Origin of the sequence: Stenotrophomonas sp. LC732 (assembly GCF_052446685.1) — a bacterium.
Taxonomy (GTDB): domain Bacteria; phylum Pseudomonadota; class Gammaproteobacteria; order Xanthomonadales; family Xanthomonadaceae; genus Stenotrophomonas; species Stenotrophomonas muris.
The window spans coordinates 614,706-634,864 of sequence record NZ_CP199214.1; the positions used below are offsets into that span (position 1 = coordinate 614,706).

18 protein-coding genes are annotated in these 20,159 nt (G+C 66.6%); 10 read left to right on the top strand and 8 right to left on the bottom strand.

Going from position 1 to position 20,159, the window contains the following annotated elements; translation table 11 throughout:
• Window positions 1-36 precede the first annotated feature (36 nt).
• Both ACT6SE_RS02920 and typA read right to left on the bottom strand, forming a co-directional pair.
• Window positions 37-504 (bottom strand): DUF2127 domain-containing protein, encoded by a 468-nt coding sequence (locus ACT6SE_RS02920; protein WP_046429074.1) that lies wholly within the window; start codon window positions 502-504, stop codon window positions 37-39.
• 11 nt (window positions 505-515) lie between these two features.
• Complete coding sequence (gene typA / locus ACT6SE_RS02925; protein WP_046429077.1) at window positions 516-2,363, bottom strand: translational GTPase TypA; 1,848 nt, start codon at window positions 2,361-2,363, stop codon at window positions 516-518.
• A 273-nt stretch (window positions 2,364-2,636) separates the two neighbouring features.
• On the opposite strand from typA, the gene ACT6SE_RS02930 reads away from it, so the two are divergent.
• The 6 genes from ACT6SE_RS02930 (at window position 2,637) to ACT6SE_RS02955 (ending at window position 9,420) form a co-directional block, all read left to right on the top strand.
• Window positions 2,637-3,128, top strand: coding sequence for a peptidylprolyl isomerase (locus tag ACT6SE_RS02930; protein ID WP_005408225.1), 492 nt, complete (start codon window positions 2,637-2,639; stop codon window positions 3,126-3,128).
• 118 nt (window positions 3,129-3,246) lie between these two features.
• Complete coding sequence (locus ACT6SE_RS02935; protein ID WP_004153634.1) at window positions 3,247-4,233, top strand: malate dehydrogenase; 987 nt, start codon at window positions 3,247-3,249, stop codon at window positions 4,231-4,233.
• Window positions 4,234-4,391: 158 nt separating this feature from the next.
• A complete protein-coding gene (locus tag ACT6SE_RS02940; RefSeq protein ID WP_032955877.1) occupies window positions 4,392-5,006 on the top strand; it encodes an RluA family pseudouridine synthase in 615 nt (204 codons plus the stop codon).
• Window positions 5,007-5,717: 711 nt separating this feature from the next.
• On the top strand, window positions 5,718-7,598 hold the full coding sequence (gene prpE / locus ACT6SE_RS02945; protein WP_046429079.1) for a propionate--CoA ligase: 1,881 nt from the start codon (window positions 5,718-5,720) through the stop codon (window positions 7,596-7,598).
• Between the two features lie 216 nt (window positions 7,599-7,814).
• The gene (locus ACT6SE_RS02950) at window positions 7,815-8,318 is read left to right on the top strand and encodes a hypothetical protein (protein WP_046429081.1); all 504 of its coding nucleotides are present in this window, start codon (window positions 7,815-7,817) and stop codon (window positions 8,316-8,318) included.
• Window positions 8,319-8,364: 46 nt separating this feature from the next.
• Window positions 8,365-9,420 (top strand): suppressor of fused domain protein, encoded by a 1,056-nt coding sequence (locus ACT6SE_RS02955; protein WP_046429085.1) that lies wholly within the window; start codon window positions 8,365-8,367, stop codon window positions 9,418-9,420.
• Window positions 9,421-9,539: 119 nt separating this feature from the next.
• On the opposite strand, the gene ACT6SE_RS02960 is transcribed toward ACT6SE_RS02955, so the two are convergent.
• The 5 genes from ACT6SE_RS02960 to ACT6SE_RS02980 form a co-directional block, all read right to left on the bottom strand.
• Window positions 9,540-10,151: a glutathione S-transferase N-terminal domain-containing protein gene (locus ACT6SE_RS02960; protein WP_014646068.1), complete on the bottom strand. Its 612-nt coding sequence runs from the start codon at window positions 10,149-10,151 to the stop codon at window positions 9,540-9,542.
• An 84-nt stretch (window positions 10,152-10,235) separates the two neighbouring features.
• Complete coding sequence (locus ACT6SE_RS02965; protein WP_004154513.1) at window positions 10,236-10,694, bottom strand: cell wall hydrolase; 459 nt, start codon at window positions 10,692-10,694, stop codon at window positions 10,236-10,238.
• Between the two features lie 296 nt (window positions 10,695-10,990).
• Complete coding sequence (locus ACT6SE_RS02970) at window positions 10,991-13,021, bottom strand: NADPH-dependent 2,4-dienoyl-CoA reductase (RefSeq protein ID WP_046429087.1); 2,031 nt, start codon at window positions 13,019-13,021, stop codon at window positions 10,991-10,993.
• Between the two features lie 407 nt (window positions 13,022-13,428).
• Window positions 13,429-14,058: a membrane protein YczE gene (yczE, locus tag ACT6SE_RS02975; RefSeq protein ID WP_014646070.1), complete on the bottom strand. Its 630-nt coding sequence runs from the start codon at window positions 14,056-14,058 to the stop codon at window positions 13,429-13,431.
• A gap of 195 nt (window positions 14,059-14,253) precedes the next feature.
• The gene (locus tag ACT6SE_RS02980) at window positions 14,254-15,273 is read right to left on the bottom strand and encodes a zinc-binding alcohol dehydrogenase family protein (protein ID WP_046429091.1); all 1,020 of its coding nucleotides are present in this window, start codon (window positions 15,271-15,273) and stop codon (window positions 14,254-14,256) included.
• 357 nt (window positions 15,274-15,630) lie between these two features.
• Between ACT6SE_RS02980 and ACT6SE_RS02985 the strand changes: the two genes are divergently transcribed.
• The 4 genes from ACT6SE_RS02985 to ACT6SE_RS03000 all read left to right on the top strand — a co-directional run bounded on the left by ACT6SE_RS02985 (window position 15,631) and on the right by ACT6SE_RS03000 (window position 18,695).
• Window positions 15,631-16,722, top strand: coding sequence for an OmpA family protein (locus ACT6SE_RS02985; RefSeq protein ID WP_014646072.1), 1,092 nt, complete (start codon window positions 15,631-15,633; stop codon window positions 16,720-16,722).
• A gap of 218 nt (window positions 16,723-16,940) precedes the next feature.
• Window positions 16,941-17,447, top strand: a complete 507-nt coding sequence (locus ACT6SE_RS02990; protein WP_014646073.1) for a hypothetical protein — start codon at window positions 16,941-16,943, stop codon at window positions 17,445-17,447.
• A gap of 20 nt (window positions 17,448-17,467) precedes the next feature.
• Complete coding sequence (locus ACT6SE_RS02995; protein ID WP_153643616.1) at window positions 17,468-18,274, top strand: pseudouridine synthase; 807 nt, start codon at window positions 17,468-17,470, stop codon at window positions 18,272-18,274.
• An 85-nt stretch (window positions 18,275-18,359) separates the two neighbouring features.
• Entirely contained in the window at window positions 18,360-18,695 is a 336-nt protein-coding gene (locus tag ACT6SE_RS03000) for a hypothetical protein (RefSeq protein ID WP_046429100.1), read from the top strand.
• Between the two features lie 161 nt (window positions 18,696-18,856).
• Here the strand turns inward: ACT6SE_RS03000 and kbl are convergent, their stop codons facing one another.
• Entirely contained in the window at window positions 18,857-20,065 is a 1,209-nt protein-coding gene (gene kbl, locus ACT6SE_RS03005; RefSeq protein WP_046429102.1) for a glycine C-acetyltransferase, read from the bottom strand.
• Window positions 20,066-20,159: the final 94 nt, after the last annotated feature.

The window sequence follows — 20,159 nt, forward strand, 5'->3', positions numbered from 1 at the left end:
GGCTTGGTCGGCTCCAATCCCCAGTGTAGCCGGTGCTCAGCGGTGGCGCTTGCGCAGGTCGCGGGCGAGGACGTAGACCACGATCAGGTTGATCGCCAGGATCGTCCACGATGGCCAGCCGGGATGGCGGATGATCGCGAAGATGTCGAAAGGCAGGTACAGGGAGGCGGTCAGGCAGCCCAGCCAGGAGGCCCAGGCCTTGGCCCGCCACAGGCCCCAGGCTTCGACCAGGTGCAGCAGGCCGTAGCCGATCATCCCCGCCGCGGCCAGGTGCACCGCGTCGGAGCTGATCATGTGCAGCAGCGAGGGCAGGGTGCCATGGTCCGGATCCAGGCTGAAACGCCGGATCAGGACCATGATGCCGTGCCGCAGCGGCTGCGGTCCGAGCACTTCCAGCCCGGTGGCGGCCAACAGCGCCAGCATCGCCTTGCTCGCTTCGAGCAGGGCGATGACGTGGAGGCCCGGATGCCGGTGCGGATCCGGGTTGTAGCCGCTCTGGTCCACGGGGTGCTGGCTCAGCCGCCGCGCGAAGCCTTCTTGCGGTCGCTTTCGGTCAGGAACTTCTTGCGCAGACGGATCTCCTTGGGGGTGATCTCGACCAGCTCGTCGTCTTCGATGAAGTCCAGGGCCTGTTCCAGCGAGTACTTGATCGCCGGGGTCAGCTGGATCGCGTCGTCCTTGCCCGAAGCGCGCATGTTGGTCAGCGGCTTGGTCTTGATCGCGTTGACGGTCAGATCGTTGTCCTTGGAGTGGATGCCGACCAGCTGGCCTTCATACACGTTGTCGCCTTCGGCAGCGAAGAGCTTGCCGCGCTCCTGCAGCGGACCCAGCGAGTAGGCGGGAGTGACGCCCGGCGCATTGGCGATCATCACGCCGTTGATGCGCTTGGCGATCGCACCCTGTTCCTTCGGACCGTAATGGTCGAACACGTGGAACAGCAGGCCCGAACCCTGGGTCAGGGTCTTGAACTCGTTCTGGAAACCGATCAGGCCACGGGCCGGGATCTGGTATTCCAGGCGCACACGGCCCTTGCCGTCCGGTTCCATGTTCTTCAGCTGGCCCTTGCGGGTACCCAGCTTTTCCATCACGCCGCCCTGGTGGATTTCTTCGATGTCCACCACCAGCTGCTCGATCGGCTCCATCATCTGGCCGTCGATTTCCTTGATGATCACTTCCGGGCGCGACACCGCCAGCTCGTAGCCTTCACGGCGCATGTTCTCGATCAGCACCGACAGGTGCAGTTCGCCGCGGCCGGAGACCAGGAACTTGTCGGCGTCTTCCAGCTGTTCGACCTTCAGTGCCACGTTGTGGACCTGCTCGCGGTCCAGGCGGTCCTTGATCTGGCGGCTGGTCAGGAACTTGCCACCGGACAGGTCCTTGTTGCCGGCGAACGGCGAGTTGTTGACCTGGAAGGTCATCGAGATGGTCGGCTCGTCGACGGTCAGCGCCGGCAGGGCTTCGGGGGTATCCGGGTGGCACAGGGTGTCGGAGATGGTCAGCTCCGGAATGCCGGAGATGGCCACGATGTCACCGGCCTCGGCCGTCTCCTGCTCGATGCGCTCCAGGCCCAGGAAGCCCAGCACCTGGGCGACCTTGCCGTTGCGCTTCTTGCCTTCACGGTCGATGACGGCGACCTGCATGTTCTTCTTCAGGGTGCCGCGCTGGATGCGGCCGATGCCGATCACGCCCACGAAGTTGTTGTAGTCCAGCTGGCTGATGCGCATCTGGAACGGGCCTTCCGGGTCCACTTCCGGACGCGGGGCGTGCTGCATGATCGCTTCGTACAGCGGGGTCATGTCGCCGTCGCGCACGGTGTCTTCCAGGCCGGCGTAGCCGTTCAGGGCCGAGGCGTAGACGATCGGGAAGTCCAGCTGCTCATTGGTGGCGCCGAGCTTGTCGAACAGGTCGAAGACCTGGTCGATCACCCATTCCGGACGCGCGCCCGGACGGTCGATCTTGTTGACCACGACGATCGGCTTGAAGCCCATCGCGAAGGCCTTCTGGGTGACGAAGCGGGTCTGCGGCATCGGGCCGTCCATCGCATCGACCAGGATCAGCACGGTGTCGACCATCGACAGCACGCGCTCGACCTCACCACCGAAGTCGGCGTGGCCGGGGGTGTCGACGATGTTGATCCGGTTCTTGATGCCGGTCTTCTTGTCTTCCCAGGTGATGGCGGTGTTCTTGGCCAGGATGGTGATGCCGCGTTCCTTTTCCTGGTCGTTGCTGTCCATCACGCGCTCGGCGAGGACGGTACGCTCGGACAGGGTGCCGGACTGCTTCAGCAGCTGGTCGACCAGGGTGGTCTTGCCATGGTCGACGTGGGCGACGATGGCGATGTTGCGAAGATTTTCGATGGACATACGAAAGGGGGCCAGTCGGCGCCGGATTTGGAAAAAGAAGTCCAACATTATACGTCGAACTTGACGATTCGCGAAAAGGTGGATTTCACGCCTGTCATGGGGCCCATTCAGCTGGGCATCCGCCGCCCCGGCCGGGGCCGCCAGGACCCGGCTGCGCGGCTCCCCGTCCGGGGGCTGAAGCGGGGCGCTTCACCAATGGTCGAAGCCGCCGCCGACACGAGGCGGGTGTAAACTAGGTGGCTAGACGCATTCCCCTTTGCATCAAGGATCTTCATGTCCCTCATCGCCACTTTCGACACCACCCAGGGCCCGATCAAGGTCGAGCTGTTCGCCGACAAGGCACCGCTGACCGTGGCCAACTTCGTGAACCTGGTCAAGCACGGCTTCTATGACGGCCTGATCTTCCACCGCGTTATCGCCGACTTCATGATCCAGGGCGGCTGCCCGCAGGGTCGTGGCACCGGCGGCCCGGGCTACAAGTTCGAAGACGAGAAGAATGGCGTGAAGCACGAGGTCGGCTCGCTGTCGATGGCCAACGCCGGCCCGAACACCAACGGCAGCCAGTTCTTCATCACCCACATCAAGACCGATTGGCTGGACGGCCGCCACACCGTCTTCGGCAAGGTCCTGGAAGGCCAGGCGATCGTCGATTCGGTCAAGCAGGGCGACGTGATCCATTCGATTACCCTGGAAGGCGACGTCGACGCCGTGCTGGCCGCCCAGGCCGACCGCGTCGCGGAGTGGAACAAGCACCTCGCCGCCTGATCCCCCTTCGAAACGGCCACCCACGGGTGGCCGTTTCCCTGTTCCCCGCCGCCCGCCAGGCCTGCGTGGCTCTGCCCGCGGCGTCCCATCAAACGCTTGCAAGCAAGAGGAAACCCCCATGAAAGCACCCGTTCGTGTTGCCGTGACCGGCGCCGCCGGCCAGATCGGTTATGCCCTGCTGTTCCGCATCGCCTCCGGCGAAATGCTGGGCAAGGACCAGCCGGTCATCCTGCAGCTGCTGGAACTGCCGGTCGACAAGGCCCAGGCCGCCCTGAAGGGCGTGATGATGGAGCTGGAAGACTGCGCCTTCCCGCTGCTGGCCGGCATGGTCGGCACCGATGATGCCGAAGTCGCGTTCAAGGACGCCGACATCGCCCTGCTGGTTGGCGCACGTCCGCGTGGCCCGGGCATGGAGCGCAAGGACCTGCTGCTGGAAAACGCCAAGATCTTCACCGCCCAGGGCGCGGCGCTGAACAAGGTCGCCAGCCGTGACGTGAAGGTGCTGGTGGTCGGCAACCCGGCCAACACCAATGCCTACATCGCCATGAAGTCGGCCCCGGACCTGAAGCCGGAAAACTTCACCGCCATGCTGCGCCTGGACCACAACCGCGCGCTGAGCCAGCTGTCGACCAAGCTCGGCAAGCCGGTCGGTGGCATGGAGAAGCTGGTCGTGTGGGGCAACCACAGCCCGACCATGTACCCGGACTACCGTTTCGCCACCGCCGATGGCGCGTCGATCGCCGATGCGATCAACGACCAGGAATGGAACGCCAACACCTTCATCCCGACCGTGGGCAAGCGCGGCGCGGCGATCATCGAAGCCCGTGGCTCGTCCTCGGCCGCTTCGGCCGCCAACGCTGCCATCGACCACGTGCGTGACTGGGTGCTGGGCAGCAACGGCAAGTGGGTCACCATGGGCGTGCCGTCCGACGGTTCCTACGGCATTCCGGAAGGCGTGATCTTCGGCTTCGCAGTGACCACCGAGAACGGCAAGTACACCCTGGTGAAGGATCTGCCGATCGACGACTTCAGCCAGAAGTACATCGACAAGACCCTGGCCGAGCTGGAAGAAGAGCGCGCCGGCGTTGCCCACCTGCTGGGCTGATGCAGGCGGTACCGGCTCGAGCCGGTACCTCTTTCATCAAGGTAGGTGTCGACCGCTGGTCGGTACATTCCCATCGAGGTAGGTACCGACCGTTGGTCGGTACGCAGAACGGGGAAGCTTCGGCTTCCCCGTTTCTGTTTGGACGGATACGGAGCCGCATGATCCACCTGCATTACATCGACGACGCGCTGCTGGTGGCCGAGAAGCCGGCCGGCCTGCTGTCCGTGCCCGGCCGCGGCGCCGAGAACCAGGATTGCGTGGTCGCGCGCCTGCAGGCGCTGTACCCGGATGCGTTGACCGTGCACCGCCTGGACCAGGTGACCTCCGGCCTGCTGCTGCATGCGCGCGGCAAGGACATGCAGGTGGCGTTGTCGATGCAGTTCGAGCAGCGCCAGGTCGGCAAGCGTTATGAAGCGATCGTGGAGGGGCTGCTTGAAGGCGATGCCGGCGATGTGGACCTGCCACTGATCGTGGACTGGCCAAACCGGCCGAAGCAGATGATCGATCACGAACGCGGCAAGCCGGCGCTGACGCGCTGGCGCGTAATGGCGCGTGATGCCGAAGCGCAGCGCACGCGCGTGGCGCTGGAGCCGGTCACTGGCCGCAGCCATCAACTGCGCCTGCACATGGCCAGTCTCGGCCATCCCATCGTTGGCGATGTGCTGTATGACGCCGCGCCTGCGCAGCGCGTGCATCTGCATGCGCGCAGCCTGCGGTTCACCCACCCGGTGACGGGCGAGGCGCTCGCGTTCGAGTCCGCCACTCCGTTCTAGGGGTTCGGCAGGGCTTGCAGCCCTGCACCTGCTACGAACCGGAGCAACGTCAAAGGCCAAGGCGGCTCTGGTCTTCTGCTTGCTGGGCGGGGCGGTGTGGGTTGGCAGGACACGCCGTAAACCCCCCTCCGGGGTCCGGCCCAGCCGCTGGCGGCTGTGCGTTCGGGCGCTTGCAAAGCAGTGCTTCGCAAGCAAAGCGCCCTCACCCAAGGGGGGCTCGATGGCGCCATCCATGGCGCCAACGGTCCTGCCAACCCACACCGCCCCACCCCCGACAGATTCCTGCGGCAGTTGGTAACGGCTGTCGCTGTTGGTGTTGGTAGGTGTCGACCTTGGTCGACACGATTTTTCTGTCAGATATCGAATTGAATATTGAATCTGGGGATCCGACCCCGTGCTCCGACAGATCGCGGAAGTCTGTCGAAGGCGGGGTGGGTCCGGTTGCGGGGGCGTGAGCCGCATGGATGCGGCGACCGAGCCTCCATGGACGGATTCACGGTGTCCCCCGCAACCGGACCCACCTCGCCATCCCACGGGAAACCCGCTGTTGCTTCGGCTGTTGCTTCTGAGGTTGCCGGCCAGCGGCCGGCACTACCGCGGGTGCAGGGCGCAGCCCTGCATGAAAACCCCACCCCCTACCAAGGTAGGGCGGCCCGCGCGGCAGCGCCGGACTATCCTCGAACCCATGACTTTGTCTGGGAGGGCTGCGTCATGAACTACGAGGAAACCTACCGTCGCTCGATCGACGAGCCGGAGGCCTTCTGGGGCGAGGAAGCCAAGCGCATCCATTGGCACAAACCGCCGCAGCAGGTACTCGACTACAGCAACCCGCCGTTCCGGCGCTGGTTTGTCGGCGGTGAAACCAATCTCTGCTACAACGCCGTCGACCGCCATCTGGCCGAGCGCGCCGACCAGCTCGCGCTGGTTGCCATTTCCACCGAGACCAGCAGCACCCGCGAGATCACCTATCGCCAGCTGTATCGGGAAGTGAACGACTTCGCTGCCGTGCTCAAGCACCTCGGCGTCGGTCACGGTGACCGTGTGGTGATCTACATGCCGAACATGGCCGAAGCCGTGTTCGCGATGCTGGCCTGCGCGCGCATCGGTGCGGTGCATTTGGTGGTGTTCGGTGGCTTCGCAGCGCACAACTTGGCGCTGCGCATCGACGATGCCAAGCCGAAGCTGCTGATCGCCGCCGATGCCGGCATGCGCGGTGGCAAGCTGATTCCGTACAAGCCGATGGTCGATGCAGCCTGCGCCGAAGCCACGTCGCCACCGCCGCACGTGCTGATCGTGTCGCGCGGACTGGATGCCGCCGAACCACGCGTGCCGGGCCGCGATGTGGAGTACGCCGCGCTGCGTGCGCAGATCGGTGAGGTCGACGTGCCGGTGCAGTGGCTGGAATCGAGCGAGCCGAGCTACCTGTTGTATACCTCGGGCACCACCGGCAAGCCGAAGGGCGTGCAGCGCGATGTCGGCGGCTACGCGGTGGCGATGGCACAGTCGATGGAAACCGTGTTCGACTGCAGGCCGGGGCAGGTGATGTTCTCCACTTCCGATGTCGGCTGGGCGGTAGGCCATTCCTACAATGTGTACGGCCCGCTGATCGGCGGCTGCACCTCGCTGCTGTACGAAGGGCTGCCGACCAACCCGGACCCGGGCATCTGGTGGGCGCTGTGCGAGCAGTACAACGTGCGCACGATGTTCTCGTCCCCCACTGCCATCCGCGTGCTGAAGAAGCACGATGCGGACTTCATCCATCGCCACGACCTGCGCGCGCTGAAATACCTGTTCCTGGCCGGCGAGCCACTGGACGAACCGACCGCGCACTGGATCAGCGAAGCGCTCGGCAAGCCGATCATCGACAACTACTGGCAGACCGAGACCGGCTGGCCGGCGCTGACCCTGCTGCCGGGCCTGGAGATGAAGCCGGTGCGCTTCGGTTCGCCGGGCTTCCCCAACCTCGGCTACCGGATGAAGGTGATCGACGAGAACACCGGCGAGGAAGTCGCACCGGGGCAGAAGGGGGTGCTGGTGGTGTCGCCACCGTTGCCGCCGGGCTGCATGAGCACGGTGTGGAACGACGACAACCGTTTCCTGCAGAGCTACTTCAGCCACTTCAAGGAACTGCTGTACAGCTCGCTGGACTGGGCAATCCGCGACGACGATGGCTACACCTTCATCCTCGGCCGTACCGATGATGTGATCAACGTGGCCGGGCACCGGCTGGGCACGCGCGAGATCGAAGAGGCCATTTCGAGCCACCCGCGCGTGGCCGAGGCTGCCGTGATCGGGGTCAAGGACGAATTGAAGGGGCAGGTGCCGCTGGTGTTCGTCACCCTCAAGCAGGGCCTGGATGGCGAGGATCCGGCGCAAGTGGTGGCCGAGATGATGGCCACGGTGACCACCTCGCTCGGCGCAGTGGCCCGCCCGGCGCACGTGCACGTGGTCAACGCGCTGCCCAAGACCCGTTCGGGCAAGCTGCTGCGGCGCTCGTTGCAGGCGCTGGCCGAGCAGCGCGACCCGGGTGACCTGTCGACGCTGGACGACCCCGGCGCGCTGGAGGAGATCCGCCGGGCGCTGGGCCGTTGATCCGGTCGTGCCGGCCACTGGCCGGCACCCCCATCCACCCCGAGGTTGCCGGCCAGCGGCCGGCACTACCCGCAGTACTTGCGCTAAGCTCGGCCTGTCATCGACCTGCAATACGCGGCTCGCGCCGGGGAACGCGCGTGCCGTCCGGAGATGGCAACACAGGGGGGCGTGCCCGCGAGGGCGCGCCGGCATTGCGCATCGAGCGAGGGGGAGGCAATGGCATTGCTGCACGCCAAGACGGCTGCTGGCCGTCAGGAAATCGAAGACCGTAGCCGGCGCCTGCCGGCGGCACTGCGTTCGATCCTGCTGATGGTCGATGGCCATCGCAACGACACCGAACTGCGTGGCCTGTTCGAAGGCCTGCGGGCACCACCGGACGCACTGGAGCAATTGTCAGCACAGGGCCTGATCGAAGTGATCGGCGGAAGCGCAGAGGTGGCGCCGGCGCGCGGCATCAGCACCGGGCGCGAACAGGACCCGGCGCTGTACCAGCAGTTGTACGACGCGATGAGCGAGGCGGTGCGCCGCCACCTGGGCCTGAAGGGCTACTTCATGCAGTTGAAGATCGAACGCTGCACCGATGCGCTGGCGCTGGAGCGCTTGTGCCCGGAGTTGCTGGCGGCGGTGGGCAAGGCGCGCAGCCCGGCATTGGCGCAGCGCTGGTGGCAGGAAACCCAGTCGGCGGTGCTGAACGCTGGCAGTGAGGTCGTGCAGGCCTGAGCCACCGCGTAAAGTGATCGGTTCACTTCCCTACAAGGAGTCCCGCGTGCAGGACGACCACGACGACACCGACACCCCAGGCTGGGACGCGATCAATGCGGCGCTGGCGCCGCTGTATGCCGGCCAGGAGCCGCGCCACTTCGGCACCGCGCTTCCGTACACGCTCGGTGGCCAGGATCCACTGGATGGCATCAGCGTGTACTGGGCGGATGCGCCGGTACCGCACTGGCATTACATCACCTACGGCTTCTCCGAGCTGTACGCCAAGGAGAGCAGTGATGCAGATGCCAGCGGTTATGGCTTCGAGCTGACCTTCCGTCTGGCTGCCGAGGCCGGTGAGAACGCCGGCAGCACCCCGCCGGTGTGGCCGATGAACCTGCTGCAGAACCTGGCGCGCTACGTGTTCGGCAGTGGCAACGTGTTCGAGGATGGCCATCACCTCAACGCCAACGGTCCGATCGCGCTGGAGACCGGCACGCGGCTGTGCCATCTGGCCTTCATTGCGGACCCGCAGTTGCCGGCGCGGGACACGGCCAACGGCCATCTGCAGTTCCTGCAGCTGGTCGGATTGACCGATGAGGAGATGGAGGCGGTCAAGCGCTGGTCGACGCGTGGCGTGCTGCAGGCGCTGCTGCCGGCGATGCCGCTGTGGATCAGCGATCTGCATCGCGGCAATCTGCTGGACGATCCGGCGCTGGCACAGCGGGTGCGGGCCGGCAGCGAACGCGAGGGTTCCAGCACCGGCATGCTGTTCATCGAGACCCTGGACTGGCGGCAGGAGGCGGGCGTCACCACGCTGGTGCTCGGCGCCGGTCAGGTCGCCAGCGTGTGCGAACTGTTGCCGCTGCGCCTGCGCCACGGCAAATCGCTGGAACTGGCCAGCCGCGAGCGGCAGTGGGAGTTCATCGCGCATGGGGGCGGTGAAGCGGCGGACGTATCCGCCGACAGCGTGCGCTGGTCACTGGACGAGGCGGGCCTGCAGGCCCTGGCAGGGGTGCGCGCCGAGCGCGGGGTTTACCCGGTGGCGGGGGCGCTGCGCATCGAAGTGGTGCCGACCTACCTGCGCGATGCCAAGGGGGAAGTGATCCGCCAGATCGGCTGATCGCGCGAATGATATCGAGGGGTCGGAGCCGCCTGCTGCGCAGACGGATCCGACCCCGTCTGGTGGCCGGTGGGGTCAGATCCGTCCGCCACGCGAACGGCTCTGACCCCTGACCAAGGTCAGGCCAGGCCTTCGGCCTTCAGCGCGGCCTGCACGCCGGCATCGGCATCCATGCGTGCCTTGTAGGCGGCCAGATTGTCCAGGCCCGACAGGTCGACCTTGGTGCCGGCGGCCCAGCGCAGGGTGATGTAGAAGTACGGGTCGGCGAAGCTGCGGAAGCCGGCCAGCCAGGGCTTGTCGGCCAGCTGCCTGTCGGCGGTCTCGAACAGGCCACGCAGGCGCTTGTGCGCGGCGGCGCGGATCGCGTCGTACTGGCCTTCGTCGGCAATGAACTTGCCCGGCGCGAACAGCGGCGAGAAGGCCGGGTGCACGTCGGAATTGACGAACGCCAGCCAGCGGGTGGCTTCGGCGCGCTGGCGCGGGCTGCCGTCACCGCCGAGGCCGGCCTGCGGGAAGCTGTCGGCGATGTAGCCCATGATCGCGGCGTTCTGCAGCAGCACGAAGTCGCCGTCGACCAGCGCGGGCACCGCACCGGCCGGATTGATCTTGAGGAATTCCGGACCCTTCAGGGTGTCCTTGTTCAGCAGTTCAACCTCGAACGGCTGGCCGGTCCACTGCAGGGCGATGTGGTCGGCGGTGGAACAGGCACCGGGCTTGCTGTACAGCTTCATGGGAACTCCAGGTGATGCGGGCGGGAAACGCCCACTATCCCAGAGCCTGCCGGCAGGCGGCAACGCTGCCGCCGGCACGGATCGTTACGACTGCCGCGGCTTGAGGTTCTGCACCTTATAGAAGGTGTGATCGCCGATGGTGGCCACCTGGTAGGCATTGCGCCAGTTCGGGCTGGCGATGGACAGCGCGGCGAAGTGGCTGGCACCGGGCACGATCTCGCGGCGCTCGCCGGCCGGCAGCGCCCAGTTGCGCTCGGCGTCGAAGGCCACGTTCATTGCCTCGCTCCAGGCCGCGTCGTTGCCCAACTGGGTGCCGGGGGAGACGATGGTCGGTGCGAACTGCTTGCGCGCGGTGACCACCTGGCACATCGAGTCGCCCCACAGGCCACTGTCGAGACGGCGCAGTGCGACCTCGGCGACGGCCTGCTGGCCGCGCAGAGTCTGGTCGCGGGCTTCCAGGTAAACGGTGGTGCTCAAACACAGTGAATCAGCGGCCGGCTGCGGCAACAACTGCGACAGCCAGAGAATCCAGGCCAGTTTCATATAACTCCTTGCTCCGTATGGGCCGCACTTTCCGGTTCCGGCCGCAGGGCGACAGGAGGCGGGGTACGACTTGGCGTCATGGGGAGGCGGCCATCGGGGCCGCCCCGTGGGCAGCCCCAAAAGAAACGACCAGTACCGATCGTGGGGCTGCGCCGGCTCACCGGAAACTGGCTGGTGAGCGGAAAGATGGCGCAAGGTAGGGGGGCGTAGCCGAACGCATCGTGAACCGCTCGGCTTGACATTCAGGTTCAATGAGGGTGACGGAAATCACATTCCGCCCCCCATTCAGGCGCTCATCAGAGCCCGGCGGCAACCCGGCTGCCCTGGTCGATGGCGCGCTTGGCGTCGAGTTCTGCGGCCACGTCGGCACCGCCGATCAGCTGCGCGTTGATGCCGGCCGCCTGCAGTTCGGCCTGCAGCGCGCGGTTGGGTTCCTGCCCGGCGCAGATCACCACATGGTCGACCGGCAGCAGCTGTTCGCTGCCGTCCACGCGGATGCGCAGGCCCGCGTCGTCCACGCCGAGGTACTCGACGCCACCGAGCATGCGCACGCCCTTGGCCTTCAGCGTGGCGCGATGGATCCAGCCGGTGGTCTTGCCCAGGCGCGCGCCGGGCTTGCCCGGGCTGCGCTGCAGCAGCCACAGCCGGCGCGGCGAGGTTTCAACCTCCGGCCTGGCCAGTGAGCCGCGGGCCTCGAAGGTGCTGTCCACGCCCCATTCGGCCATCCAGCGCTGCGGGTCGAGGGAGGGGGACTCGCCGGCGTGACTGAGGAATTCGCCGACATCGAAGCCGATGCCGCCGGCGCCGATGATCGCCGCACTGGCGCCCACTTCGACCCGGCCCAGCAGCACGTCCAGGTAGCTGACCACCCTGGCGTGATCGGCACCGGGGAAATCGACCTTGCGCGGGGTGATGCCGGTGGCCAGCACCACCTCGTCGAAGCCGGTCAGCTGGGCGGCTTCGGCGCGGGTGCCGAGGCGCAGCTGCACACCGGTTTCGGCCAGTTTGTGGCGGAAGTAGCGCAGGGTCTCGTGGAACTCTTCCTTGCCGGGGATGCGCTTGGCCACGTTGAACTGGCCGCCGATCTCATCATTGGCGTCGAACAGGGTGACCAGGTGGCCGCGCTGGGCAGCGACGGTGGCACAGGCCAGGCCGGCAGGGCCGGCACCGACCACGGCTACCTTCTTCGGCGTGGCGGTGGGGTGATAGACCAGCTCGGTCTCGTGCGCGGCGCGCGGATTGACCAGGCAGCTGGCCAGCTTGTTCTCGAACACGTGGTCCAGGCAGGCCTGGTTGCAGGCGATGCAGGTGTTGATCGCCTCGGCGCGGCCGGCACGGGCCTTGTTCGGCCACTGCGGGTCGGCCAGCAGCGGGCGTGCCAGCGACACCATGTCGGCGCCGCCATTGGCGAGGATGCGCTCGGCGACGTCGGGCATGTTGATGCGGTTGGTCGCCACCAGCGGCACCTTCACATGCGGCTTGAGCTTGGCGGTGACCCCGGCGAAGGCGGCACGCGGCACCGAGGTGGCGATGGTCGGAATGCGCGCTTCGTGCCAGCCGATGCCGGAATTGATGATCGTTGCGCCGGCCGCCTCGATGGCCTGCGCCTGCTGCACGATTTCTTCCCAGCTGCTGCCGTCGTCGACCAGATCCACCAGCGACAGGCGATAGATGATGATGAAGTCCGGGCCGCAGGCCTCGCGGATGCGGCGTACGATCTCGACCGCGAAGCGCATGCGTTGGCGCGCGTCGCCGCCCCAGGCATCGGTGCGCTTGTTGGTGCGCGGGGCGATGAATTCGTTGATGAGGTAGCCCTCCGAACCCATCACTTCCACGCCGTCGTAGCCGGCCTCGCGGGCCAGCTTCGCGCTGCGTGCGTAATCGGCGATATGCCGGTCGACGCCGCTGGCCGACAACGCGCGCGGGGTGAACGGGTTGATCGGTGCCTTCAGCTTCGACGGTGCCACCGACAAGGGGTGATAGGCGTAACGGCCTGCATGCAGCAGCTGCAGGCAGATCTTCGCGCCGTGCTGGTGCGCGGCGGCGGTGAGCTGGCGGTGCGGCCGCACTTCCCAGGGCCAGGACAGCTTGCCGCCGAACGGCTTCAGCCAGCCGACCACATTCGGTGCGAAGCCGCCGGTGACGATCAGGCCGACGCCGCCCTCGGCGCGCTCGGCGAAGTACGCCGCCAGCCGCGGGAAGTCGCGGGCGCGATCCTCCAGGCCGGTGTGCATCGAGCCCATCAATACGCGGTTGCGCAGTTGGGTGAAGCCCAGGTCCAGCGGGGCGAACAGATGGGGATAGGCGCTTTCGTTGGCTGGCGACATGGTCGATACGCTTGCGTACGGAAGCGCGAAGCGTGCCGCGAAACGGCGGCCGGGGCAAGGGCCGCTGGATGGCGCCGGCGCTGCCCCCGAACTCCGGGGGCGGTAGTGCCGGCCGCTGGCCGGGTACGCTCGGCACATGCGTGCTGTCGCTCCCGCGTTTCGCTGCGCGAATCGAGGGCCCCACTTACCGGCCTCCACCCCCCGCGCCTGCGGCGCTGCCCCCGAACTCCGGGGGCGGTAGTGCCGGCCGCTGGCCGGGTACGCTCGGCACATGCGTGCTGTCGCTCCCGCGTTTCGCTGCGCGAATCGCGGGCCCCACTTACCGGCCTCCACCCCCCCGCGCCTGCGGCGCTGCCCCCGAACTCCGGGGGCGGTAGTGCCGGCCGCTGGCCGGCATTCGGGGCAGCTCAGGGTGATTGCGGCTGCCGGGCAGCGGCGGGTACGACCGGGGGGCGGCCGATCCCAAACCAGCCCAGCGTGACGCCGCACAGCGGGCCGATCAGCAGGGCGAAGGCGAGGGTGCCGAGGCCGACATTGCCGCCCAGCCACCAGCCCAGCAGCAATACGCTGCCTTCGATCAGGCTGCGCACCTTCCAGATCGGCCAACCGGTGCGGGCATGCAAGCCAGTCATCAAGCCATCGCGCGGTCCCGGGCCGAGGCGGGCGCCGATGTACAGGCCGGTGGCCAGCGCGACCAGCAGCATGCCTGCACAGAACATCGCCAGCTGCCAGCCCACGCCGATGGCCGGTGGCAGCAGCCACAACCCGAACTGTGCGGAGGGACCGATCAGCATCACGTTGAGCACCGTGCCGACGCCCGGCTTCTGGCGCAGTGGCCACCACAGCAACAGCACCAGTGCGCCGATGACATTGGTCGCCAGCCCGAAGGACAGCGGCGTCTGTGCGGCGATGCCCTGCGACAGCACGTCCCAGGGCGCCACGCCGATGGCGGCACGGATCATCAGCGAGGCACCGAAGCCATACAGGAACAGGCCGGTGATCAGTTGCAGCAGGCGCAGGGGCAGGGCGGTAGGCATGGTGGGCTCGGGGGAGGGGAGATCTGTTTCCACCGTATCCCTGATTTCCTTGAGCCCATAGATACAGATCCCAGCCAATCCGCTAGTACAGGCAGCGCCGATCCTGCAGGCGGGCGGTTGAGCAGGGCCGCGCCCGTGCTCTGCTGGTGGCGGCAGGCGTAGCAGCCTGGCGTGGGCTCGGCCTACATCACGGCGTCAGTTGTCCCAGCCCACCAGCGCCAGCTTGCCCACCGTGTGCCCGCTGGCCAGGCGCTGATGCGCGATGTCCAGGTTGGCCGCATTGATCGTGCCCAGCGTTTCACTGAGCGTGCCACGCAGCTGGCCGGCATCGATCATGCTGGCGGCGCGGCTGAGGATGCGATGCTGTTCGATGCAGTCGGCGGTGGCGAAGCGCGAGCGCGCGAACATGAACTCCCAATGGATGCCGATGCATTTGGCCTTGTACGGATCGCCGATGCGCAGTGCGCCACGCGGCTCCACGATCAGGCCGACGTGGCCCTGTGGTGCCAGCAGCTGGCCCAGTTCGTCCCAGTAGTGATCGGTGTCGGCCAGGTTGAGCGCCACCTGCACTGCGTCGATGCCCAGTGCCTGCAGCTGGGGCTGCAGCGGCTGCCGATGGTCGATCACATGCGTGGCCCCCATCTGCCGGCACCAGTCGATCGAGGCCTCGCGCGAGGCGGTGGCGATCACCTCGAAGCCGGCATGGCGGGCCAGCTGGATCGCCATCGAGCCCACGCCTCCCGCACCGCCGATCACCAGCAGGTGCTGGCCGCCATGGCGGCGATCATCCAGGTGCAGCGGCATGCGCTGGAACAACAGCTCCCAGGCGGTCAGCGTGGTCAGGGGTAGTGCGGCGGCTTCGGCGAAATCGAGCGTGCTCGGCTTGCGGGCGACCAGGCGCTCGTCCACCCACTGGTACTGGGCGTTGCAGCCCGGCCGGGTAACGTCACCGGCGAAGTAGACCTCGTCACCGGAGGCGAACAGGCTGGCCTCGTCACCGATGGCTTCGACCACACCGGCGGCGTCCCAGCCGAGCACCCGGGGAACCTCAAGGGTGGCCGGATCGGTAGCGGCCCGCTGCTTGCCATCGACGGGGTTGACCGATACCGCTTCGATCCGCACCAGCAGATCGCGGCCGCGAGGAGGCAGCGGCGGCGGCAGCAGGACATCACGCAGGGCGGGTGCGTATTCACGACTCAGGGCGACGGCTTTCATCACGGCTCCGGCTGGGTTCGTGATCCCATCATAAGGTTCCTCACGTTTCCGCAAACCTGCTGAACCGTGCGATGCAATGTGCTGCGCAGTATGTCGGTTTTCGCGCTTAAACCCCGTCAAACCCTTGCAGCGTGTGGGTCTTGCGGATTTTCATCATCCTGTATAGGGTTTCAACGTCGGACCGGTCGACGGTCGGGCGCAACACTTCACATGTTACGGGACTGTTAACATGGCCTTCACCCGCCTGAGCATAATGTTCGCGGCGGTGGCGTGCTGAATCGGCTGTCGTACATCGACGCACTAGTGCTGGCCCATGCCTCTACCGGTTTCATACCCCCGAAATAGGAGCTGTACTCAATGAACAAGAAGATCCTTACTGCCGCGCTGCTGGGCGGCCTGGCTTTCGCCCAGGCAGCTTCGGCGCAGGAGTTCGATGACCGCTGGTACCTGACCGGTTCGGCCGGCTTCAACTTCCAGGACAGCGACCGTCTGACCAATGACGCTCCGTTCGTGACCCTGGGCCTGGGTAAGTTCATCAGCCCGAACTGGTCGCTGGACGGTGAACTGAACTACCAGAACCCGAACTTCGACAGCAACCAGGACCTGAACTGGTCGCAGTACGGCGTCTCGCTGGACCTGCGTCGCCACTTCATCAAGGAAGGCCGCGGCTGGAACCCGTACATCGTCGGTGGCCTGGGCTACCAGAAGTCGGAAGAAGAGTACGCTGCAATCGACAACAACGGTCCGCGCCAGCGTAAGGACGGCAACGTTGCCGCCAAGCTGGGCGTCGGCCTGCAGACCACCTTCGAGAAGCGTGTTGCTGTCCGCGCCGAAGTGGCCTACCGCGCTGACTTCGACGACCAGAGCATCGCCGCCAAGGACGAGAGCTGGTTCGGCGACGTGCTGGCTTCGGTCGGCGTCGTGATCCCGCTGGGCCCGGCTCCGGTCGCGGCTGCTCCGGCTCCGGCTCCGGTTGCCCCGAGCTGCGCCGACCTGGATGACGACGGTGACGGCGTCAACAACTGCGACGACAAGTGCCCGAACTCGCAGCCGGGTCAGACCATCGGTCCGGACGGTTGCCCGGTTCCGGTCTCCATCGACCTGAAGGGCGTCAACTTCGACTTCGACAAGTCGAACCTGCGTCCGGACGCCGTGGCGATCCTGAGCGAAGCCACCGAGATCCTGAAGCGTTACCCGGATCTGCGCGTTGAAGTTGCCGGTCACACCGACTCGAAGGGTACCGACGCTTACAACCAGAAGCTGTCGGAGCGTCGCGCCACCGCCGTGTACAACTACCTGACCAAGAACGGCGTCGACGCCGGTCGCCTGGTCGGCCCGATCGGCTACGGCGAGAGCCGTCCGATTGCTCCGAACACCAACCCGGATGGTTCGGACAACCCGGAAGGTCGCGCCAAGAACCGTCGTACCGAGCTGAACGTCCAGAACTAAGTTCTGACGCTCTGCCAGTAGGACACAGCAGGACCCGGCTTCGGCCGGGTCTTGTTGTTTCTGCGGTCCGGAACCCGGCGTTTCAGGCGCGGGAGTAACCGTTCGTCGGGATTTTGCCCATAAAACCAATGAGTTGCCGTATTCATTGAAAGTGGCGCTTGAAAGCTGTCGCGGCATTGCTAAACTCGCCGCGTCACTTCCTTTCCTGGATGCCCTTCATGCTGCGCTCTGCATCGGCCGCCTTCCTGGCGCTGGCCCTGGTTCCCGCCGCCCACGCTGCGGTCGATTGCTCGGTCAACACCAGCGCCTCGCCGCTGCCGTTGCCGGCCACGACCATCGCGCCGGTGGCCGACGAGCTCTACATCCGTGGCAACCAGCTGGGCATGCCGGCCGGCGTGCTGAGCAGCAACTACGATCCGTCGCAGTCGCTGGACCAGGTGCTGCAGCGCCTGCGCATCGATGGGTGCCAGAACATCGCCAAGGCCATTCCGAGCGCACCGGCGGTGAAGCCGAACGATCCGGCGGCCTACAAGCCGCAGACCGAATTCGACAACACGCCCTGGCGCTTCGACATGAGCCAGAACGGCAAGCGCATGACCGCCGAAGAGTTCGACGCCTGGATGAAGGCGCGTGGCGTGCGTGTGGTCAAGGCGCGTCCGGCTCCGGCCGCCACTCCGGCTGCGGCCGAAGCACCGGCTGAGACCAAGCCGGTCGACAAGAAGTAAGCGCGGCGGGGAGCAGAGGCTTGCGCACGCGCCGCCCACCTGCTGCCCCCGCTGCCCGCTCCCACGCATCGCGTGGGCGTGCGGTTCCGGATGTCTCCAATGGCGTGCGCCATGGCCTGGCGCGCGTGCTGTCCAAGGCCGGCGTGTGCTCACGCAGCGAGGCCGCGCGATGGATTTCCGATGGCCGCGTGCGCGTGTCCGGCCGCATCATCCGTGATCCCGAGTTCCCGATTGCCAGTCCGCACCCGCCGATCGAAGTCGATGGCCGGCCGATGGATGCGCCGCAGCGGCTGTACCTGGTGCTCAACAAGCCGCGCGGCGTGGTGACCACGGCGCAGGACGAGCGTGGTCGCGACACGGTGTATCGCTGCTTCGATGGTGCCGGCCTGCCGTGGATCGCGCCGGTCGGGCGCCTGGACAAGGCCAGCGAAGGGCTGTTGTTGTTCAGCAATGATCCGCAGTGGGCGGCGCGCCTGACCGATCCGGAGACCGGCCCACAGAAGACCTATCACGTGCAGGTGGATCGTCTTCCCGATGAGGACACCCTGGCCGCGCTGCGCGCCGGTGTCGAGGACGAGGGCGAGTTCCTCGTCGCCCAGGCCGTGCGCGTACTGCGCAGTGGCGACAAGACCGCATGGCTGGAGGTGGTCCTCGACGAGGGACGCAACCGCCATATCCGCCGCCTGTTGGCGGCCTTCGACCTGCAGGTGCTGCGCCTGGTCCGGGTCGCGATCGGTGGGCTGCTGCTCGGCGATCTCGGCAAGGGGCAATGGCGGGTGCTGGAGGTCAGCGACCAGCAGCGGCTGGGGGCCGCTGCACCGGGCTGATCATCGCCCGCGGCCGGCAGTTGCCGGCCACCGTTCCAGGCGTAGGGGGCGCCTGGTTGCTGAATTTCCCGAACGGAGCCTGCCCATGTACCACCCGACCCTCAACCAAACCCTGCGCTGCGCAGGCCTGCTGCTGCCGATGGTGCTGCTGGCCGCCTGTGGCGGCCATAAGAAGGTGGCCAAGGCGGAAACGCCTGTCGAGACCCCGGTGGTGGAAGTGAAGACCCCGGAGCTGGATGGTCGCGGCAGTTACCGCTTCCTGATGAGCAACGGCGACAAGAAGATGACCGCCGATGAGTTCGATGCCTGGATGAAGGCCAACGGCATCCGCGTTGCCAAGGGCAACGGCCAGGACGCCGCCGCCAAGCCGGTAGTGGTGGCCAGCAAGGAAGAGCCGAAGGGCAAGAAGAAAAAGAAGTGACGCCTGGCGGTGCCGACCCTGGCCGGCACGCCCTCAGGCCACGGCGGGTGCCGACCGTGGTCGGCAGCCATCCAGCCCGGTAGGTGCCGACCTTGGTCGGCACGCTTTGACCAGCGGGGTCAGGGCCTTTTCCGCAGGAAAGGGATCCGACCCCGGCATGATCAGCCCTTGACCACGCCCAGTTCGACACCAATGCGGGTGAACGCATCGATCGCGCGATCCAGGTGCTCGCGGCTGTGCGCGGCGCTGATCTGGGTCCGGATGCGGGCCTGGCCCTTGGGCACCACCGGGAAGAAGAAGCCGATCGCGTAGATGCCTTCTTCCAGCAGGCGCTCGGCGAATTTCTGCGCCAACGGTGCGTCATACAGCATTACCGGGCTGATCGGATGCACGCCCGGCTTCACGTCGAAACCGGCGGCGGCCATCTTCTCGCGGAAGTAGGCGGTGTTCTCGGCCAGCGTGCTGCGAAGGTCGTCAGCGGCAGCCAGCATTTCGAACGCCTTGATGCCGGCGGCCACCACATGCGGCGGCAGCGAGTTGGAGAACAGGTACGGGCGCGAGCGCTGGCGCAGCAGTTCGATCACCTCGGCGCTGGCGCAGGTGAAGCCGCCCAGCGCGCCGCCCATGGCCTTGCCCAGAGTGCCGGTGATGATGTCGATCTTCTCCAGCACGCCCTTGACCTCGGCCGAACCACGGCCGGTAGCGCCAAGGAAGCCGGTGGCGTGGCATTCGTCGATGTGTACCAGCGCGTTGTACTTCTTCGCCAGCGCGGTGATCTCGTCCAGCGGCGCGATGAAGCCGTCCATCGAGAATACGCCATCGGTGGTGATCAGCTTGGTCTTGCAGCCTGCGGCATCGGCGGCCTGCAGCTGCGCTTCCAGATCGGCCATGTCGCAGTTGGCGTAGCGGAAGCGCTTGGCCTTGCACAGGCGCACGCCGTCGATGATCGAAGCATGGTTCAGCGCGTCGGAAATGATCGCGTCGTTCTCGCCGAGCAGCGGCTCGAACAGGCCACCGTTGGCATCGAAGCAGGCCGCGTACAGGATGGTGTCCTGCTTGCCGAAGAAATCGGCGATCTGCTTCTCCAGCTGCTTGTGCAGGTCCTGGGTGCCGCAGATGAAGCGCACCGAGGCCATGCCGAAGCCGTGGGTATCCAGTGCGTCCTTGGCGGCCTGGATCAGGTCCGGATGGTCGGCCAGGCCCAGGTAGTTGTTGGCACAGAAGTTCAGCACCTTGCGGCCGTCGTCGAGGGTGATCTCGGCCGATTGCGGGCTGGTGATGATCCGCTCGGACTTGAACAGGCCCTGGGCGCGGATGGCGTCCAGTTCCTCGGCGTAGTGGCGGGTCAGGGCGGAGGAGACGTCGGTCATGGCGTGGGCACGGCTCTGAACGGGGAAACCGCTGATTCTACCGGGCATCGCCGGTCATCAACCGGGTTGGATGGGGCATCGCCATGGGCAGCGC

What these genes read in the sequence shown, in the direction of transcription:
- ACT6SE_RS02980 (WP_046429091.1), bottom strand. Translation starts at nt 15,273, where the DNA reads ATGAAAGCCGTCGCCCTGAGTCGTGAATACGCACCCGCCCTGCGTGAT.
- ACT6SE_RS02970 (WP_046429087.1), bottom strand. Translation starts at nt 13,021, where the DNA reads ATGTCGCCAGCCAACGAAAGCGCCTATCCCCATCTGTTCGCCCCGCTG.
- ACT6SE_RS02940 (WP_032955877.1), top strand. Translation starts at nt 4,392, where the DNA reads ATGATCCACCTGCATTACATCGACGACGCGCTGCTGGTGGCCGAGAAG.
- ACT6SE_RS02935 (WP_004153634.1), top strand. Translation starts at nt 3,247, where the DNA reads ATGAAAGCACCCGTTCGTGTTGCCGTGACCGGCGCCGCCGGCCAGATC.
- ACT6SE_RS02960 (WP_014646068.1), bottom strand. Translation starts at nt 10,151, where the DNA reads ATGAAGCTGTACAGCAAGCCCGGTGCCTGTTCCACCGCCGACCACATC.
- ACT6SE_RS02950 (WP_046429081.1), top strand. Translation starts at nt 7,815, where the DNA reads ATGGCATTGCTGCACGCCAAGACGGCTGCTGGCCGTCAGGAAATCGAA.
- typA (WP_046429077.1), bottom strand. Translation starts at nt 2,363, where the DNA reads ATGTCCATCGAAAATCTTCGCAACATCGCCATCGTCGCCCACGTCGAC.
- yczE (WP_014646070.1), bottom strand. Translation starts at nt 14,058, where the DNA reads ATGCCTACCGCCCTGCCCCTGCGCCTGCTGCAACTGATCACCGGCCTG.
- ACT6SE_RS02985 (WP_014646072.1), top strand. Translation starts at nt 15,631, where the DNA reads ATGAACAAGAAGATCCTTACTGCCGCGCTGCTGGGCGGCCTGGCTTTC.
- ACT6SE_RS02930 (WP_005408225.1), top strand. Translation starts at nt 2,637, where the DNA reads ATGTCCCTCATCGCCACTTTCGACACCACCCAGGGCCCGATCAAGGTC.
- prpE (WP_046429079.1), top strand. Translation starts at nt 5,718, where the DNA reads ATGAACTACGAGGAAACCTACCGTCGCTCGATCGACGAGCCGGAGGCC.
- kbl (WP_046429102.1), bottom strand. Translation starts at nt 20,065, where the DNA reads ATGACCGACGTCTCCTCCGCCCTGACCCGCCACTACGCCGAGGAACTG.
- ACT6SE_RS02990 (WP_014646073.1), top strand. Translation starts at nt 16,941, where the DNA reads ATGCTGCGCTCTGCATCGGCCGCCTTCCTGGCGCTGGCCCTGGTTCCC.
- ACT6SE_RS03000 (WP_046429100.1), top strand. Translation starts at nt 18,360, where the DNA reads ATGTACCACCCGACCCTCAACCAAACCCTGCGCTGCGCAGGCCTGCTG.
- ACT6SE_RS02965 (WP_004154513.1), bottom strand. Translation starts at nt 10,694, where the DNA reads ATGAAACTGGCCTGGATTCTCTGGCTGTCGCAGTTGTTGCCGCAGCCG.